The sequence below is a fragment of the Nocardia camponoti genome, assembly GCF_014646135.1.
Taxonomy (GTDB): Bacteria; Actinomycetota; Actinomycetes; order Mycobacteriales; family Mycobacteriaceae; genus Nocardia; species Nocardia camponoti.
In genome coordinates, this window is record NZ_BMMW01000001.1 from 1726207 (window position 1) to 1744652 (window position 18446).

The 18446-nt window shown below is 64.9% G+C and carries 13 protein-coding genes and 1 tRNA gene; 7 read left to right on the forward strand and 7 right to left on the reverse strand.

Annotation, left to right across the window (positions count from 1 at the left end):
* Positions 1-100: 100 nt before the first annotated feature.
* On the forward strand, positions 101-3349 hold the full coding sequence (locus tag IEX78_RS08010) for an ATP-binding protein (protein WP_188828102.1): 3249 nt from the start codon (positions 101-103) through the stop codon (positions 3347-3349).
* 48 nt (positions 3350-3397) lie between these two features.
* On the opposite strand, the gene IEX78_RS08015 is transcribed toward IEX78_RS08010, so the two are convergent.
* A tRNA-Met gene (locus IEX78_RS08015) sits at positions 3398-3471 on the reverse strand.
* Positions 3472-3828: 357 nt separating this feature from the next.
* On the opposite strand from IEX78_RS08015, the gene IEX78_RS08020 reads away from it, so the two are divergent.
* The gene (locus IEX78_RS08020) at positions 3829-4377 is read left to right on the forward strand and encodes a transglycosylase family protein (protein ID WP_229683769.1); all 549 of its coding nucleotides are present in this window, start codon (positions 3829-3831) and stop codon (positions 4375-4377) included.
* A 70-nt stretch (positions 4378-4447) separates the two neighbouring features.
* Here the strand turns inward: IEX78_RS08020 and IEX78_RS08025 are convergent, their stop codons facing one another.
* On the reverse strand, positions 4448-7438 hold the full coding sequence (locus IEX78_RS08025; RefSeq protein WP_188828103.1) for a UPF0182 family protein: 2991 nt from the start codon (positions 7436-7438) through the stop codon (positions 4448-4450).
* Positions 7439-7553: 115 nt separating this feature from the next.
* On the opposite strand from IEX78_RS08025, the gene IEX78_RS08030 reads away from it, so the two are divergent.
* Complete coding sequence (locus IEX78_RS08030; RefSeq protein WP_188828104.1) at positions 7554-8132, forward strand: PPA1309 family protein; 579 nt, start codon at positions 7554-7556, stop codon at positions 8130-8132.
* Position 8133: 1 nt separating this feature from the next.
* Here IEX78_RS08030 and IEX78_RS08035 read toward each other — a convergent pair whose 3' ends face one another.
* Entirely contained in the window at positions 8134-9159 is a 1026-nt protein-coding gene (locus IEX78_RS08035; protein WP_188828105.1) for a YlbL family protein, read from the reverse strand.
* Positions 9160-9277: 118 nt separating this feature from the next.
* On the opposite strand from IEX78_RS08035, the gene IEX78_RS08040 reads away from it, so the two are divergent.
* The 3 genes from IEX78_RS08040 (at position 9278) to IEX78_RS08050 (ending at position 13098) form a co-directional block, all read left to right on the forward strand.
* On the forward strand, positions 9278-10702 hold the full coding sequence (locus tag IEX78_RS08040; RefSeq protein WP_188828106.1) for a zinc-dependent metalloprotease: 1425 nt from the start codon (positions 9278-9280) through the stop codon (positions 10700-10702).
* 181 nt (positions 10703-10883) lie between these two features.
* Positions 10884-11738 (forward strand): TOMM precursor leader peptide-binding protein, encoded by an 855-nt coding sequence (locus tag IEX78_RS08045; RefSeq protein WP_188828107.1) that lies wholly within the window; start codon positions 10884-10886, stop codon positions 11736-11738.
* Between the two features lie 10 nt (positions 11739-11748).
* Positions 11749-13098 (forward strand): ABC1 kinase family protein, encoded by a 1350-nt coding sequence (locus tag IEX78_RS08050; protein WP_373291544.1) that lies wholly within the window; start codon positions 11749-11751, stop codon positions 13096-13098.
* Positions 13099-13178: 80 nt separating this feature from the next.
* Here the strand turns inward: IEX78_RS08050 and IEX78_RS08055 are convergent, their stop codons facing one another.
* Together IEX78_RS08055 and IEX78_RS08060 are read right to left on the reverse strand one after the other, a co-directional pair.
* Positions 13179-13484 (reverse strand): WhiB family transcriptional regulator, encoded by a 306-nt coding sequence (locus IEX78_RS08055; protein ID WP_308426516.1) that lies wholly within the window; start codon positions 13482-13484, stop codon positions 13179-13181.
* Positions 13485-13971: 487 nt separating this feature from the next.
* On the reverse strand, positions 13972-16131 hold the full coding sequence (locus IEX78_RS08060; protein WP_373291545.1) for an ATP-dependent DNA helicase UvrD2: 2160 nt from the start codon (positions 16129-16131) through the stop codon (positions 13972-13974).
* Positions 16132-16224: 93 nt separating this feature from the next.
* Here IEX78_RS08060 and IEX78_RS08065 point away from each other — a divergent pair, with 93 nt between their 5' ends.
* Positions 16225-16455, forward strand: a complete 231-nt coding sequence (locus IEX78_RS08065) for a mycoredoxin (protein ID WP_188828320.1) — start codon at positions 16225-16227, stop codon at positions 16453-16455.
* Here IEX78_RS08065 and nudC read toward each other — a convergent pair.
* Entirely contained in the window at positions 16448-17347 is a 900-nt protein-coding gene (gene nudC, locus IEX78_RS08070) for an NAD(+) diphosphatase (protein ID WP_188828321.1), read from the reverse strand. The two genes, IEX78_RS08065 and nudC, sit on opposite strands and share 8 nt — an antisense overlap.
* Positions 17348-17371: 24 nt before the next feature.
* On the reverse strand, positions 17372-18427 hold the full coding sequence (locus IEX78_RS08075) for a potassium channel family protein (protein WP_188828110.1): 1056 nt from the start codon (positions 18425-18427) through the stop codon (positions 17372-17374).
* Positions 18428-18446: the final 19 nt, after the last annotated feature.

Below are 18446 nucleotides of genomic sequence, written 5' to 3' on the forward strand. Positions count from 1 at the left end.
TCAGTCCTTTCCGTGTTGGGTCTCACCAGCGTGCGGCTTGGGATTTGGAGCCCACTTGGAGCCGAGTTGGACGTGGGTTCAGGCGTACGATGGCGACGTCATGGTCTTGATCAAGGTTTTGGGGTCGTTCGCGGCGCAGGCCGGGAGCGAAGAAATTCCCCTCGGTGGACCGCGACAGCGCGGCGTGCTCGCGCTACTTGTCGCCGCGCGTGGTCATGTGGTTTCGGTCGACCGACTCATCGACGACCTGTGGCGCGGCGAACCGCCTGCTCGCGCGCTCACGTCGTTGCAGGCGTACGTGTCGAATTTGCGGCGGCTACTCGAACCGGACCGGCTGCCGCGCACGCCAGCGCGCGTGTTGGTCAGCGCCGCACCGGGTTACGCGATTCGACTACCCACTCACGCGGTCGACGCGTGGCACTTCGAACAGCTACTCGACGACGCGCGTGCGACCGATGACCCCGCAGCGGCCTATTCCATGCTCACCGAAGCGCTCACCCTGTGGCGCGGCCCGGCGTTCGCCGAGGTGGCCGACGAGCCGTGGGTGGCAGCCGAGGTCGCGCGCCTCACCGAATTGCAGTGGGTAGCAAGGGAACTGCGCATCGCCACCGGGCTGCGCCTTGGCGACCCAACGACAGTGCTGCCCGAAGCCGACCGCCTCACGCGCGACGCCCCACTGCGCGAAGAGGGGTGGCGACTGTCCGCGCTCGCACGCTGGGCGAGCGGTCGCCAAGGCGACGCACTGGCGGCCCTGCGGCAGGCGCGAACGATGTTGTCCGACGAGCTGGGCTTGGACCCAGGGCCCGACCTGGTCGCGCTCGAAGAGGCGATCCTGAGCCAACGCACCGAGGTCTTGCGCGCGGCTGTCCCCCTCCGCCCGACCGTGTCAACGACAACCGATGGGGCGCACCGAAGTTCGCGAACCGGTCAGCCCGAACCCACGCGAACCGTATTTGTTGGCAGGGATCGCGAACTGGCCGCGTTGATCGCGACCGCGAATGAAACCGAACTAGGCGGCTTGCGCGTCGCGCTCGTGAGTGGCGAAGCGGGACTTGGCAAGTCGACGTTGCTCGACCATCTCGCCGCGCGACTCACCCGCGACGGCTGGCTCGTCGCGACCGGTCGCTGCCCGGATGTCGGTACCGCGCCGTCGGCGTGGGCGTGGGTCGAGACATTGCGTGAGGTCGCCGCGGTCGAGCCCCCGCCCGAAGACCTCGCAGCCACGCTGGCTCCGTTCCTCACCGACTCAAGCGAAGCGGCGACATCGGGCGACACCGAAGCGTCCGTCGGCCGATTCCGACTGCGGCGGGCGGTGTTGGCGTGGTGCGCGGCCGTCGCGGCAACGCGCCCGCTCGCGATCCTGCTCGACGACGTCCACGCCGCCGACGCGGCAACACGGGAACTGCTCGCCGCGTGTGTCGAGCTGCGCGCCCCTGTTTTGCTCGTTGTCGCCTATCGCGGTGACGAGGCTCAACACCTCACCGAAACACTAGGTATCCTGGCGCGCGTCGGGCCCAAACGGATTGAGCTGCAAGGACTTCCCGAAGACGCGGTCGCGGAAGTGGTGCGCGCCGAATGCGCTGCCGACGATTCCACGATCGCCGGAATCGCCCAACGCACCGGTGGCAATCCGTTCTACGTCCGCGAGAGCGCGCGCTTGCTGCACGGTGAAGGCGCGCTGATCGCCCTGTCGGAAGTGCCCGACGGAGTTCGTGACGTGCTGCGACGCCGGTTCGCGCGCCTTCCCGAAGCGGGTGTTTCGGTACTGCGACTCGCCGCCGTCGCTGGTCGGGAAAGCGCGATCGAGACCATCGTGCGCGCGGCAGACACCGACGAAGACGGCGTGCTCAATGCCCTCGACGCTGGCGTGATCGCCGGTCTGCTCGACGAACCCGCGCCCGGGCGAGTGCGGTTCGTCCACGCGCTTGTGCGCGACACCCTAATCACCGACGTCAGCAAACTGCGCGTCACCCGCATGCACGCTCGAATCGGCGCGGCTCTTGAATCGACCGGCGACGTCGCGGCACTGGCCCACCATTACGCCCGCGCTGGCTCACCCAAAGCCGTCGAGTACTGCGTCAAAGCCGCCGAACTGGCCGAAGCCCGGTATGCCCACGATGTCACGGTCACGCTGCTGACCGATGCGGTCGCGATCGCAACCGACCCGGTCGAGCGCGTTGAGGTGTTCGGCAAACTGTTGCGCGCGCAAATCCGCGCTGGTGACTTCGTGGCGGCGCGTCGCACTCGCGCGCGGTCGATCGAGTTCGCTGAATCGCTTGGGCGCGACGACCTGATCATCGCCTCGTTCACGGCGTGGACCGTGCCGACGCCGTGGCAGGCGAGGCCGTACGGGACCGTCGATCAGCCGATCGTCGGCCTACTCACGCGACTGCTCGACCGCACCGACCTCGCACCGCAAGTTCGGTGTCATTTGCTCATCGCCTACGCGCATGAGCTGGTTGGCGAAGCTGACCCGTCGGTCGCGAAGGCCGCCCAGGAGGCGCTTGAGCTGGCACCCAACGCCCATATGCGCGCGGCCGCGCTGCTGATCCTCGCGCGCGACCCCGGCCTCGCGGAGTACTCGCGCGAACTGATCGCGGTAAGCGTTGAACACGACCTGCCCGTCTACCGGGTGACTGGCCTGCTCAGTCATGCCGCGCACGCGGCGAACGACAACGACCCAGTCGCGATGCGCGAGCTGTCGCGGGAGGCACTCGACCTGGCCCGCGGCTACCACATGCCGGAAGCAACGGGTGCTGCCGAAATCGCGCTCGCCACACTGCTCGTTGTTGAGGGGCGATACGCCGACGCGGACCGCGCCTATCGCGATGCGACTGACCGGATGGGTCGAGCGGGTTCCGCCCACGCGGCAGGTTTCTTTCAGCTCGCGGAAGCGGCTATCTGGTTGAACGAGGGCACACTCGGCACCCATCTCGACGAGGTGCGCGCGCTCCACGCCAGTTTCGGGGAAATGGGTGCTGATCTGCTGGTTCTCGCGTTGGTCGCGGCTGGACGGGACGCCGAGGCGCATGAGCTTGGCATCGGCCGGACGCCGATTCGTCCCGATTTCTTCTACAGCTTCTTGATGAGCGTGCGCGCGATGGCCGCGATCGCGGTGTTGGACCACGCCGCCGCGGCCGACATCTATGCGCGACTGCTCCCCTACCGCGATGGTCCGCCCGCGGGCATCGAAAGTCTGTCGTTGGCGGTGCGCCCGGTCTCGCTGACGCTTGGCGAACTCGCGCTAATGCTGGGCCGAACCGACGAGGCTACCGAGCATTTCGCCGTGGCAACGCGGATCGCGAAGGTGTGGAACGCGCCGCAATGGACTGCGGCGCGACCAGCCTAAAAAAGACGTAAGGCCCGGAACCAGGTGGTTCCGGGCCTTACGTCTTTGTAGCGGGGACAGGATTTGAACCTGCGACCTCTGGGTTATGAGCCCAGCGAGCTACCGAGCTGCTCCACCCCGCGTCGGTGTGAACACAACATTACACACACGCCGTGACAGAACCAAATCGCCAGGTCAACCGCAGTTTCCAGCAACGATGGTTCGATCTTGTGGCATCCCAACCAGTACCGCGTCAACCCCCGATTGTGATGACGGTCACCAAAATTGGCCCGAATTGTGCAATTCGAGGAATTCACGTGACCGCTATCACTATCTCCGCGTGATCTCACCCACATCACGACCCAATAACAGACCAATCGTTATTGCGGGAATACCCCCACATACCCAGCATAAACATTGAAAAAGCGAATGTTTCCAACACAGAATGGCCGCGTTATCAAGACGTGATCGTCGTGAATTTGTTGGTTAGCGTCATCGGCATGACTGAAACCCGGAAATTCCGCACCCGTGCCCTCGGCGTCGCTGCCGTCACCGGCGCCCTGGTTGCCGTTCCGTTCAGCCTCGCCACCGGCACCGCGCAGGCTGCGTCGCACAACTGGGACGGCGTTGCCCAGTGTGAGAGCGGCGGCAACTGGGGCATCAACACCGGCAACGGCTACTACGGTGGCCTGCAGTTCTCGCAGAGCACCTGGGCCGCCAACGGTGGGCAGGGTTCGGCGCACAACGCGTCGAAGGAAGAGCAGATCCGCGTCGCGGAAAACGTCCTCAACAGCCAGGGCGTCGGCGCGTGGCCGCACTGCGGTCAGTACCTCCAGGCGGGTACCTCCGAGCCTGAGCCCGCCGTCGAGCAGGCCATCGAGATCCCGGTCGAGAACATCCCGCCGGTTGAGCTGCCCGCGCCCGCGAAGTCGGCATTCGATCAGGCCAAGGAAACTGGTGCCAACCTGGCCAACCAGTACGGCCTCGGCGGTCAGTACCAGGCCGTGATCGACGCGAACGCCCCGCTGCTCAACAGCATCGGCGGCTAAGTTCGCCCTCTGCACGAGATAGGAAAAAGGCCCCGCTCAGCTGAGCGGGGCCTTTCACGCGTGGCACTGACTAGCGGCCGCCAGCGTCCTGGTACGCCTTAACCGCCGCGTCGAGTTCCTCAAGCGCCTTACCGAAATCGGTGAAGTTGCCCGACTTCATCGCCGCACGCGTTGCTTCAATCTTGCGACTGAGTTCAGCGGCAGCCTGCTGTTGCGCGGGCGACGTGCCCGGATTCGGTGTGACCCCGCCCGCAGGCGGTGGCGTTGTGCCCGGTTGCGCACCACCACCAGCGCCAGCACCCGTGTCTGGCGTTGCGCCCGGCTTCGGCTTGGTCGCCGGGTCACCGCCCGACGGTGTCGCGAGCACACCCGTGCCCGGCAACACTTGATTGAGTGCTTCGCCGAGCGTCGCCGCATAACCAATCCGGGCGCTGCCGGTGGCGTCCGGCACGCTGACGAGCACGCGAAGGAGCTGCGGGAACGTCGACGAACCGGTGTTCCGTTCGTTGTAGAACGGCTCGACATAGATGATGCCGCCGTCAGCGACGGGCAGCGTGAGCAAGTTGCCGTAGCGAATCTTGTTCGAGTTCGACAGCAGCGTTTTCTCTTGCGACACCTTGTCGGCGGTCGTCATCGTGTTCTGTGTCTGCTGCGGACCCTGAATCTGCTGGTTCGCTGGCAATTCGAGCACGGTGAACTTGCCGTAATTTTCTGGGTCCGAACGCACCGAGATGTAGGCCGACAGGTACTGCCGGTTGTAACCGACCATCGCCGAGGTCAGGTTGAACACCGGCTTCGCCGTCTTCGGATCGCCAAGCAGCGCGTAGTACGGCGGCTGGTTGAACGTGCCGCCCTCGATCGTCGGGTCCGACGGCACCGACCAGAACGCGTTGTTGGTGAAGAACTCACGCGGGTTATCCACGTGGTACTTCGTCAACATCTCGCGCTGCACCTTGAACAGGTCTTCCGGGTAGCGGAAGTGCGCGCGCAGGTCGGGCGAGATCTCGCTTTCCGGCTTCACCGTACCGGGGAAAACGCCGCGCCACGCCTTGAGGACCGGGTCGGTCGGGTCGGTTTCATACAGCGTGACCGTGCCGTCGTAGGCGTCGACGGTGGCCTTGACCGAGTTGCGGATGTAGCTCACCTCGGTGCGCGGAATCGCGCGGCCGGTCTTCTTGTCGATGCTGTCTTCGACCGCACCGTCGAGCGACGTTGCCTGCGCGTACGGGTACTTATCGAGCGTCGTGTAGGCGTCGACGATCCACTGAATGCGCCCGTCGACGACGGCCGGGTAGGCGTTGCCGTCGGTAGTGAGCCACGGCGCGACCTTCTGCACCCGGTCGCGCGGACCACGGTTGTAGATGATCTTGGAGTCTTCGCTAATCGCCGACGAGAACAAGATGTTGCGCTCGGCGTACTTGGCCGCGAAGGCCATCCGGTTGAACCAGTTGCCGATCGGCACGCCACCGCGACCCTGATAGGTGTACTGAGCGGTGTCGGTGTCGTACTCGCGCGGCGCTTCGCCCGGCGCACTGCCGACGATCGCGTAATCAGGGTCGGACTTGGCGATCAGCTCGCCGTAGTAAATGCGCGGCTGATCAACCTTGATCTGCTCGTCTTCGGGCTTGGTGAACAGGTCGCTCACCATGAAAAGCGGGTAGCCCGAATCGCTGCCACCGTTGCCGCCGGTATCGGATTGCGGCTTGTTGACGCGGTTGGCGGGCGCGGCGACGAAACCGTTGCCGTGCGTGTAAACGGTGTGCTCGTTGACCCAGTCTTTCTGGTTACCCGACAACGCCTGCGGATGCAGTTCGCGCGCGGCGACGATGTAGTCCTGGGTGTCGCCCTTGAGCGTGTAGCGGTCGATGTCGAGCAACTCGGGGAACCCGTAGAAGTTCTTGAGCTGCTTGAGCTGGGTGAACGTGGGCGACAAGATGTTTGGATCGAGCAGACGCGCGTTGCCGATGGTGGCGGCGTCGGCGGGCACCTGCGTTGGACTGATCGGACTTGTGCCCTTATAAGGCTGATAGTCGATCTTGTCGTCGGTTATCCCATATGCCTGGCGCGTCGCGAGAATATTGCGCTCGATGTAGGGACTTTCCTTATCGGCGGCGTTCGGCTTCACCGAGAATTGCTCAACGACCATCGGCCACACCGCGCCAATAAGGATCGACGACAACACAAGCAGCGCCGCGGCCATCGCCGGTACGCGCAGGTCACGCAGCACAATGCCCGCGAAGAACGCGATCGCGCAGATCACCGCGATGGCGAGCAAGATCAACTTCGCTGGCAGCACCGCGTTGATGTCGGTGTAGGACGGCCCGCCGAACGTGGGTTCTTTGCGGGTGCTCGACAGCAGGTCGTAGCGGTCGAACCAATACGCGATGGCCTTGAGCAGCACGAAAATGCCGAGGATCACGGCCAACTGCACGCGAGCGGCACGCGTCAACGCACCGTCGCGTCCGGCAAGTCGCAGCCCACCAAAGACGTACTGCGTGACCAGATTCGCGATGAACGCGATAACGACGGCAACGAAGCACCAGTTCAACACCATTCGGAAGAACGGCAAATCGAACGCGTAGAAACCAACGTCGAGATGGAATTGCGGGTCTTGTTGCCCGAAATCGCCGCCATGCAAAAACAATTGCACAGTGGCCCAATTCGATTGCGCGACAAGACCAGAAAGCACGCCGAACACCACCGGAATGCCAATGCCGAACAGGCGAGGACGCGCCATCACCACCGCGCGATACCGCGCGATGGGGTCATTGGGTCCGCTCACCGGCACAAAAACCGGTCGCGATCGGTAGGCGACCATCAGCGCGCCCCACACGATCAGCCCAACGAATAAGGCGACGACGAGGAACAGCAGTACCCGCGTGCGCAACACGCCCAGATACACGCTGCGATAGCCAACCTCGCCGAACCACAACCAGTTGGTGTAGGCGTCGATAAGTCGAGGTCCCAGCAGCAACAGCGCCGCGAGCACGACGGCCGTCACCAGCAGCACACGGCTGCGTCGGGACAACGAAGGTAAACCGGTGGGGGGCCGCATGCCCACGGTGCCACTCTCCAGGGTCGATGTTGCGGAAGGTCCGATACCGGACCGTTGCGGCCCACTCTACGGAAATCGGACACTGTGCAAGCGCATGGGCACAAAATGATTGGATGAAGCGGTGACCGATGACCAGCATGCCGAAGTCGTCCTCGCCCGCTGTGTCCGCGAGGTCGTTGAGTTCGCCGACGCCGAGGGCTGGGGCAATCCGCCGCAGATGTTCGCCCTCGTGCCGACCACCGACCTAGTCGCGGCCGAGCCTGATCTGCTCGATCAGCTCGACGACGGTGCCGAGCTCACGCCCATCGCCCAGGAAGCGTTCCCCGACGACATCACCGGCGGTTCGATGGCGCTCGACGAGTTCCTCGCGACAACAACGTGGCCACCCGCGGTCGAGGGTTGCGTGCTCGTGCAGGAGATCGTCGTGTTGCCGCCCGACGCCGAAAGCGACCTCGACGAAGCGCTTGTCCCCCTGCTCGCCGACGATGACGCCGCCGACGCGGCCGGGCGTGCCGCCGCGCACGCGCACCCGGGTCGCCGCGACGCGCGACTGATCGCAGGTGTGTTGCGCAGCGGACAGTCGTTGTCGCTGTTGCAGATTCGGCCCGAAGACGACGACGGCTTCGGCGACCTTGACCTGCGCACCTACCCGAATCTCGCACCCGGGCTCATCGAGGCCCTGCACAACACGCTGGAGTAAGTCAGCTGCAACCCACGGCGTCGCGGCCCTGATCGATCATGCTCAGGGCACCGATGGCGGTGTCGAGGGTGTCGACCTTCACGAGTCGCAAGCCTTCGGGCACGCGCTGTCGCGCTTCGGCGCAGTTATCGGCGGGCACAAGGAAGGTTTCGGCGCCCGCTTCGCGCGCGGCCATCATCTTGTACTGGATGCCGCCGATGGGCCCGACCTTGCCGTCGTGGTCGATCGTTCCGGTCCCCGCGACGAAGCGGCCACCGTTGAGTTCGCCGGGCGAAAGCTTGTCGATCAGCGCGAGACTGAACATCAACCCGGCCGACGGGCCGCCGATATCGGCGAGGTGGAACGACACGTTCATCGGTGGCCGCCCGCCTTCGGCAGGCGTCAAACCGAGCATGCCCTTGTTCGGATCCTTGGGCCGCGGGGCGAGGGTGATCGACGCGGAACGTTCGGCGTCACCCCGCCGGTAGGCGACGTTGACGACCGTGCCCGGCGCTTTCGGGCTGACGATGTCGATCACCTGTTCAGGCGAAGTGATCGCGGTGCCGTCAATGCTCACCAACTCGTCGCCGACCTCAAGCACCTGCTTAGCCGGGCCATCGTCGGCGAGGGAGCGCACGAGCACGACGATCGGCATCTTCAAATAGCGCAGCGCGGCGACCTCGGCATTGCTCTCCGAATCCTCAAAGTCTTGTTTGTTCGACTCGTCGACTTCCTCACGCGACACGCCCGGCGGATAAACCTCGGCGCGCGGAACGAGCCCGTGCTCGCCGCTGGCCCAGAACCCGAACGCCTCGAAGATATTGAGTCCGTCGCGCACCGAAACGGTGGTCATGTTGAGGTGCCCGCTCGTGGGATCAACCGGCACGCCGGTGACATCGACCACCTGTTTGCCGTCGACATCGCCCAGCGTATTGACCGTTGGTCCGGGGCCGAGTGCGACGAAAGGGACTTTGATCGCACTGCCTGCCACGCCGAGCGCGAGAACGGGAACCAGGGCAACGACCAGGGTGAGGATCCGACGATTCACTCCGCCCACAGTAATGATCACCGTTGTCCTTCGACGCCGGTGCCACGCTTTTGACCCGCGCGCGGTTTCGCGATGCGCGAACACCGTGACCGTATGGTGCCCGCGTAACGTGAAGGGTATGAGCGATCTCCCCTTCGGCTTCTCGAACCGTGATGACGACGAATCGAGCAAGCGACGTGACGAGTCGAACGGTCCCGGCGGCGCCGATCCGTTCGGTTTCAACGCGGCGGGAATGGGCGGTTTCGATCCGTCACAGCTAGGCCAGATGCTCACCCAGCTAGGCCAGATGATCAGCGGCATGGGCCAACCCGGCGCAGGTGGCACGCAGTCGGGGCCGGTCAATTACGACGTTGCTAAGCGGCTCGCCCGTCAGCAGTTGGGTGCGTCCGTCGCGCCGGTGGCGCCCAGTACCGCGACCGCCGTCAGCGAGGCCGCGCGGCTGGCTGAACTGTGGCTCGACAGTGCCACCGTGCTGCCCGCGGGGGCGACGAAGACCCTCGCGTGGACCCCGAACGATTGGATCGAAGAGACCGTCCCCACGTGGAAGCGCCTGTGCGACCCGGTCGCTGAGCAGATTTCGGGCATGTGGACCTCGCAGCTGCCTGCCGAAGCGCAACAGTTCGCCGGGCCGATGGTCGGGATGTTGTCGCAGATGGGCGGACTCGCGTTTGGCTCGCAGCTCGGCCAGGCGCTTGGTCAGCTCGCGAAGGAAGTGCTCACGTCCACCGATATCGGGCTGCCGCTCGGTCCCGCGGGCACTGGCGCGTTGCTGCCCACCGCGATCTCGGCGTTCAGCGAGGGCCTCGAGCAGCCCGAGAGCGAGATCATGGTGTTCCTCGCCGCTCGCGAAGCCGCGCATCAGCGTCTGTTCGCGCATGTCCCGTGGTTGCGTCAGCAGGTGCTTGGCGCGGTCGAAGACTACGCGCGCGGCATCAAAATGGACTTCTCCGCGCTTGAGGAAGCCGCGCGCGACATCGACCCGATGACGCTGTCGGACCCGAGCAAGCTTGAGGAATTGATGTCGAAGGGCTCGTTCGAGCCACAGACAACGCCCGAGCAAAAACAGGCACTTGAGCGGCTCGAAACCTTGCTCGCGCTTATTGAGGGCTGGGTCGACGTTGTCGTCACCGACGCGGTTGGTGAGCGCCTGCCCGGCGCGAGCGCGCTTTCGGAAACGCTGCGTCGCCGTCGGGCAACCGGCGGTCCCGCCGAGCAGACCTTCGCGACGCTTGTCGGGTTGGAACTGCGGCCACGCAAGGTGCGCGAAGCTGCCGCGCTGTGGCGCAGGCTCACCACCGACGCGGGCGTCGACGCGCGCGACGGCGTCTGGGCCCACCCCGACCTGCTTCCCGATTCCACCGACCTCGACGCGCCCGCTGGCTTCATCGACAGCATCATCGGTGGCGGCACGGGCGGCGCGTTCGACGACCCGCTCGCGCAGTTGGCTGAGACCGAAGCCCGGGAGAGCGAGGCACGCGAGCGCGACGCTGCGAGTGGCGACAAGCCGGAGTCCGACCCTGATTCCGACACTGACAAGGGGTAGTCAAGCCCCACCTGAAAAAATCTGCCCGCGACGCTATCGTCGCGGGCAGATTTGTGTGCGAAACGCCGTTGCGAGCGGGCGCTGTGCAAGTTATCCACAGGCGAGATTCGGGGCGAAAACCTGTGGATAACTAGGGTTTTCGTGATCTTGATCGGCGGGCGTTATGCCGATACTGACAGGCATGACAACCACCCCACATCTGCGCGGTCCCATGTTGCACCCACGCATGATCACCCTGGTTCGCCCGTCCGGGGTCGTGCAGTTGGGGTGGGATCCAGAACGCGCGTTGATACTCGAAGCACCCGAACTCGACACGGGCACGGTGCTCGCGTTTCTGCGGCTACTCGACGGTCTGCAATCGCGGCCGCAAATCATTTGGCGCGCGGGCGAATTCGGCATTCCGCCGATTCGGTCGATCGCGCTACTCACCGCGATCGAGCAAGCCGGTCTGCTCGTCCAGCCCGAACCGACCGAGGGACGTATTCGCGACATCACCGTGCACGGCATCGGCCCGCTGTCGGACGCGCTCACGATTGGGTTGCGGCGCATGGGTTTTCGACCTCGACGGTCGCGCGAGGGAAAGTCCGAGGCACAACTAGGCGAGTGCGATCTTGTCGTACTCGCCGACGCGCTGATGGTCGACCCACGGCTGTCCGTCGAATTGGTGTTGCGCCGAGTGCCGCATCTGCCGGTGCGCGTGCGCGACGGGATTGGCGTCGTCGGGCCGCTCGTCCTGCCTGGCGCGACGAGTTGCCTGCGGTGTGCCGACCTCACCCGCTCCGCACTCGACGCCGACTGGCCGCATCTCGCCGCGCAACTTCTCGGTCGCACCGGTCACGCGTCACCGGCGGGCATCGCCGCCACAACGGCACTCGCACTCACCGAACTGGAGGCGATCATCGCATGTTCACGCCAACGCAAACCCGCGAGCATCGACGCGACGCTGGAACTGGAACTCGACACCCACGAGGTGCGGCGCAGGCCGTGGCAGCCGCACCCGGACTGTGGTTGCCGAGTCGTGGCACGGGGAGCGTGATTCAGCCATGATGGGTGTCGTGTCCGAGATCGCGCGTCGCAGTGCCAGTCGCAATGCCAAGCTTGCCAAGATCCCATTGGGAATCGCCGGACGCGCCGCCGTCGGTTTTGGAAAGAAGCTGGTTGGCGGTGATAAGACCCAAATCAACGCCTCGTTGAATCAAAAGGCCGCTGAGCAGCTGTTCGCCGTTCTCGGCGAGCTCAAGGGCGGCGCGATGAAGTTCGGCCAAGCCCTTAGTGTGATGGAGGCCGCGGTTCCCGAGGAATTCGGTGAGCACTACCGCGAGGCGCTCACCAAGTTGCAGGCTGCCGCGCCGCCGTTGCCAACCGAAGCGGTGCATCGGGTGCTCGACCAGCAGTTGGGCACCAAATGGCGAGACCGGTTCAGTTCCTTCGACGACACCCCCGCCGCGTCGGCGAGTATCGGCCAGGTGCATCGGGCGGTGTGGTCGGATGGTCGAGCGGTCGCGGTGAAGGTGCAGTACCCCGGTGCCGACGAGGCGCTGCGTGCGGATTTGAAGACGCTGTCGCGGATGACCGGGCTGCTGTCGTCGGTGATTCCCGGCGCCGATGTGAAGCCGCTGCTCGCGGAAATCACCGAGCGCACCGAAGAAGAACTCGACTATCGCAACGAGGCGGCCAACCAGCGGCGCTTCTCTGCGGCCTTCGACGGCAACCCGCACATCGTGATCCCCAAGGTGGTCGCTGCCGCGCCTAAGGTGATCGTAACTGAGTGGATCGAAGGCACGTCCGTGTCGGCAGTCATCAAAGCAGGCAATGAAAACCCAAGTGGCACAAAGGATTTACGCAACCGCGTCGCGAACCTGCTTGGCCTTTTCCATTTTTCCTCGCCCGAAGTGGTCGGCCTGCTCCACTGCGACCCGCACCCTGGCAATTTCCTCGTTCTCGACAGCGGCAAGCTAGCCGTGCTCGACTTCGGCGCGTGCGCACCCATGCCCAGCGGCTTTCCCGAAGTGCTTGGCCGCATGCTGGCGCTAGCGGTCGCCGACGAGCACGCGGCACTCACCGAACTGCTCTACGAGCACGGTTGGGTGATCCCTGGCCGCAAGGTGAGCCACGAGGAAATTGAGGCGTACCTACGCCCGTTCAGCGACCCCATTCGCACCGACACCTTCCACTTCACCCGTGCTTGGATGCAACGGGTAGCGGGCAAGGCAACGCAGTTTTCCAGCCCCGAGATGAAAACCGCACGCGCACTACAACTTCCGGCCGAGTATCTGATGATCTTCCGGGTGCTCGGCGGTTCGGTCGGCATCCTCGCCCAACTAGATGCCGAACTTGGCTTCATGAAACTCGTCCGCACCTGGGTCCCCGGCATTCGTACCGATCAAGCTTCCTAACTACCGCCACAAACAAACGAACCGCCCACCGGAGAAAACTCGGTGAACGGTTCGCTTGCGGGACAACAGCTTTGGCGCGATCATGCGGAGATCGCGACCTTACGCGGACGTCCACGCGGACGCTTGCGCGCGATCACGACGCCACCGTCGAAGATCTCGCCACCCCAAACACCCCACGGCTCGGAACGGTCGATGGCGGCGGTGAGGCAGCCCTTGCGGATCGGGCAAGCCGCGCACAGCTCCTTGGCCTGCTCAAGATCGGTGGGGCTCTCGGCGAACCACAGGTCGGGGTTGCCCGCCCGGCAAGGCAGGGCGTTCGACGCGGTGGGCGTAGTGCGGCATGTCACGTCAGTGGTGGCGCTAGGCCATTCCTGGGCGGTGAACACGTCGTTCTCCTTCAGCTCGTTTGCAGTAGTTGAGTTCGGTGTGCGAACCCGGTGCCTGCGGCTAAGGAGCCGAAATAAAAATGGCCACGGGTTTCGCTGGTGCGATCCGTGGCCAGGAGGTCAACTTTGTCGAGACCTGTACACAGTCGCTGGATGGACACGGAGGCGGATTTCGCCGGCAAACTCAAGAGCATTGCCGACGTTTGCTGCTGCCGGCGCCGCAACGGCGTTCGGCTGCCAACCCGCGTTGGGCTTGTCCAGATGGCGAATCGGAGTGAAATCGACGCCGGACAGACCGGTCCCCTGCGGAGCGAGGACCCCCCGGGAGGCCGACATCACAAACGAAGCCATCTGGCTTGTTTTCACCGTTTGGGTGTTCATTTCGACTGCCTCCCTCCTGAACTAGTGTGCGAATAGATCTTGGACGCACCGAGATCGCTCTCAGTGCGTGATGTCCACCATAGGCAATGATCGAAACTCGAACAACTTATTTTTGACCTGCGGTTTTGCCGGAAGTTACGCGCAATCGCGATGCGACGATCGCGAGCACGTCGGCACCGTAGCTTTCAATCTTCTTCGGGCCGATGCCCGCGATCAACGCGAGCGCGGTGTCGTCGGTCGGTAGCTGTTCGGCGATGGCGTTGAGCGTGGTGTCGGTGAAAATGACGAATTCGCGCACCCGCAACGTTTCAGCTTTCTCGCTACGCCACTGGGTGAGCGCTTCGAGCAGCGTGGCGTCGAGTTCGGCTGGGCAGCGTCGGCAGCGGCCGAGCATCGTCGCGTAGGTGCCGATCAGCGGCTTGAGGCACACCCGACACAGCGGGCGTTTGCGTTCGTCGACCTTCGGGCCCTTCGCACTCGACGCGATCCGCGACGCGGGCGAATCGTCGGGGACGAGCCCGACGAGGAAACGCGACCTTCGGCGGTTGGCGCGCCCCCCTTCGGACCTGGCTAGCGCCCACGAGATCGTGAGGTGCTCGCGCGCCCGCGTGACGCCAACGTAGAACAGTCGCCGTTCTTCTTCGATCCCGCTTTCGCCCGAACCGCTGTTGTCACCAAGCGCGTGCTGAATCGGCAACAGTCCCTCGTTGACGCCAACAAGGAAAACCGCGTCCCACTCAAGGCCCTTCGCCGCGTGCAGCGACGCGAGCGTGACGCCGTCGACGGTCGGCGGGTGCTTGGCTTCGGCGCGAGTCGCCAATTCACGCAGGAGGCCGGTGAGGTCCATTTCGGGGTCGTGCCGAACGACTTCCTCGGTGAGCTGCACCAACGCGAGCAGCGACGACCAGCGTTCCTTCGCCTGTGCGCCCGCTGGTTCTTCGGCGGTGAGCCCAACGGGGGCGAGCGCGGCCCGCACGAGCGTGATGAGTTCGGCCCCGCCGCGTGCGTCGTCGGGCAGGTCGTCGCGGTTGTCGACTTGCCGCAGCGCGGTCATCGCCTGCCGCACTTCCGGGCGCTGGAAAAACAGTTCACCGCCGCGTACCTGGAACGCGATGCCGCGCTCAGTGAGCGCCTGTTCGAACGGTTCAGACTGCGCGTTGACGCGGTACAGCACCGCGATTTCGGACGCGGGCACGCCTTTCGCGATGAGTTTTTTGATCCGTCCAGCGACGGCCATCGCTTCGGCGGTGGGGTCGGCGTGCTCGGCGAATTCCGGTTCCGGCCCGTCAGGACGCTGGCCGATGAGCGCGAGTCGGGTGCCCGCGATGCGACCGCGCGCGGCCCCGATCACCCGGTTGGCCAGCGAAACCACCTGCGGCGTTGAGCGGTAGTCGCGTTCGAGTCGCACGACCGTCGCGTCGGGGAAGCGACGCGAGAAATCGAGCAGGTAGTTCGGCGTCGCACCCGTGAACGAGTAGATGGTCTGGTTGGCGTCGCCGACGACGGTGAGGTCGTCGCGTTCGCCAAGCCACGCGTCGAGCACGCGCTGTTGCAGCGGCGTGACGTCCTGATATTCATCAACGACAAAGCTGCGATACCGCCCGCGAAACTCATCGGCGACCGACGGAAAGTCTTCCAACGCGGCGGCGGTGTGCAGGAGCAGGTCGGAGAAGTCGAGCAGCAAACCGTCGGCACTCGTCTTCGCTGACTCGTAACCGGCGTACACCTGGGCGACGCGAATCGGGTCGGCTGGCGCGTCGCGTTTGTACTTGTTCGCGCCGGCCGGGTAATCCTCGGGCGCGATCAGCATGGCTTTCGCCCACTCGATTTCGCTGAGCAAATCGCGGATCAGGTCGGTTGACGAGCCAAGCCCGGCGCGATGCGCGGCCTGGCCGACGATCGGAAACTTGCTCTCAAGCAGCCGCCACGGCACATCGCCAACGACCTGCGGCCAGAAATACCGCAGCTGCCGCATCGCGGCGGAGTGGAACGTGCGCGCCTGCACCTGACCGGCCTCGCCACCGAGGCCCATCGCGCGCAGCCGTTCGCGCATCTCCCCCGCGGCGCGTGCGGTGAAGGTGACCGCGAGCACCTGATCGGCTTTGACGTGCCCATTGGCGACGAGATGCGCGATGCGGTGCGTGATGGTCCTCGTTTTGCCGGTGCCCGCGCCCGCGAGCACACAAACCGGGCCACGGGGAGCACGCACAGCGGCGGCCTGTTCAGGGTCGAGGGCGCTGAGATCGAGTGCGGGCACGCCGTCCATCATGACAGCGACCCCCGACAACTAGCCCGCCGGAACATCGCGACCGCCCCCAACGTTGCACATGCCGTGACTGACAAAACACCCGATCTGACGATGTACTCCACCACCTGGTGCGGCTACTGCCGCAGGCTCAAGACCCAGCTTGACGAAGCAGGCATCACCTACCAGGTGATTGATATTGAAGACGACCCGGCCGCCGCCGAGTTCGTCGGCAAGGTCAACGGTGGCAATCACGTGGTGCCGACGGTCAAGTTCCGCGACGGCTCGACGGCAACCAACCCGTCGCTCGCCGCGGTGAAGAAGGCGCTCGCCGAAGCTAACTAGCTTCAGCCCACGACTCAATAATGGTGCGCGCGATCGAGATTGAGCCGGGCACCAGCAGTCGAGTGCTGTCGTTGGCCGCCGTCGACCAGTCGCCGTCGGCCAACGCCGCCCGCACCTCAGCGCGGGTGAACCAGTGCGCTTCCTCGATCTCGCCGTCCGAGAAAACCAGTTCTTGGGCCGGGTCGCCGACCGCGCTGAACCCGACCATCAGCGAGCGCGGGAACGGCCACGGTTGGCTGCCGAGGTAGTTGATGTCGTGCACGTCGACGCCCACTTCTTCCAGCACCTCGCGTTCCACGCAGCGCTCAAGCGATTCGCCGACCTCGACGAAGCCGGCAAGCAGCGAGAACATTTTCGGCGGCCAGCTGTGCTGACGGGCCAGTAGCACGCGATCGGCACCGTCGCTGACCAGGCAAATGACTGCCGGGTCGATACGCGGGAAGTCTTCGACGCCGTCGGCGGTGAGCCGCGACCACCCGCCGCGCCCGGGCGTTGTCGCCGTTCCGTCCGCGCCGTGGAAACTGGAACGGTCGTGCCAGTTCAGCAGGGCGTATGCGGTGGAAACCAGGTCGGCGGTGAAGTCGTCGGTCGCGCCGAGCGCGCGGAGGTCGCGCAGCGTGCCGGTGAGCTCAGCTGAGCGAGCGGCCCAAAGGTGCGCACCATCGGCTTCGCCGACGAAAACCGCTGCGGCGCTTGTGGTTTCCGCGAAACTCACAGCCGGGTCGAGCACCACTTTGCCGTCTTCCACCCGCACCCGACCGCGCGAGTCGACGAGCAGAATCTTGGCTTTGCCCCACCCTTGCCGCAGTGTGTCGGGATCGAGGCGAGCATGTTCTGCCCGGTCAATCGTGGAACGCGACAGTACGGGAACGTCCTTTAGCCGGAACACGATTGCATGGTAACCGCCGGATGCGCGCTACTTCCCGCTGCGGCGGATGTAGAGCAATTTGTCGTTGGCATCGAGGGCGTCGACCTCGGGCTCGCCGACCCGAATCAGGACGCCGTCGCGGACGACGCCGAGCACGATGTCGCTGAGGTGACGCGGTGAGCCACCAACTTCACCCGGTTCCACCTCGCGTTCGGCGACGGCGAAGCCTTCTTCCGGGGTGAGGAGGTCTTCCATGATCTCGACGACGGTTGGCGTCGCGGTCGCGATACCGAGCAGTCGACCTGCGGTTTCGGACGAAACGACCACTGAATTCGCGCCGGATTGTCGCGCGAGGTGGGTGTTTTCCGCTTCGCGAATGCCGACGACGATCTTGGCGACCGGGTTCAGTTCGCGCGCGCTCAGCGTGACAAGCACGGCGGTGTCGTCGCGGTTGGTCGCGACGACCACCGCTGACGCGCGCTGCACGCCAGCGAGTCGCAGCACATCGGACTTCGTCGCCGAGCCGTGCACAGTGACCAGCCCGACGGCGGCGGCGGCCTCAAGCACGATGGGGTCGGTGTCGACAACGACGATGTCGGATTTCTTCATCCCGTCACCGAGCATCGCGTCGATCGCGGTGCGGCCCTTGGTGCCGTATCCGACGACCACGGTGTGATTGCGCACGGTGTGCCTCCATCGCTGAATTTTGAACGCTTGCCGCGACCGTTCGGTGAGCACACTGAGGGTGGTGCCGACCAACACGATCAAAAACAGGATGCGCAGTGGGGTGATGACGACGATGTTGACCAGGCGCGCTTCCGGCGTGACCGGCGCGATGTCGCCATAGCCGGTTGTCGAAAGCGAAACGGTCGCATAGTAAAACGCGTCGAGGAAGCTGAGCGGGTTGCCGGTGTTGTCGTGGTAACCGTCGCGCCCGATATAGACGACGAACGCCGCGGCGAAAAGAAGGAAGACCGCGAAAAGTACTCGTCGCGTGAGGGAAATCCACGGACTCATTTGCGTTGCCGGAATTCGCAGCATTCCGACCAGCGCGTAGTCAGGACTCGTACTTAGCCCGACTTGGTCACGCCCAGCACCGAACATCTCCCCTCCTTCATCTGTG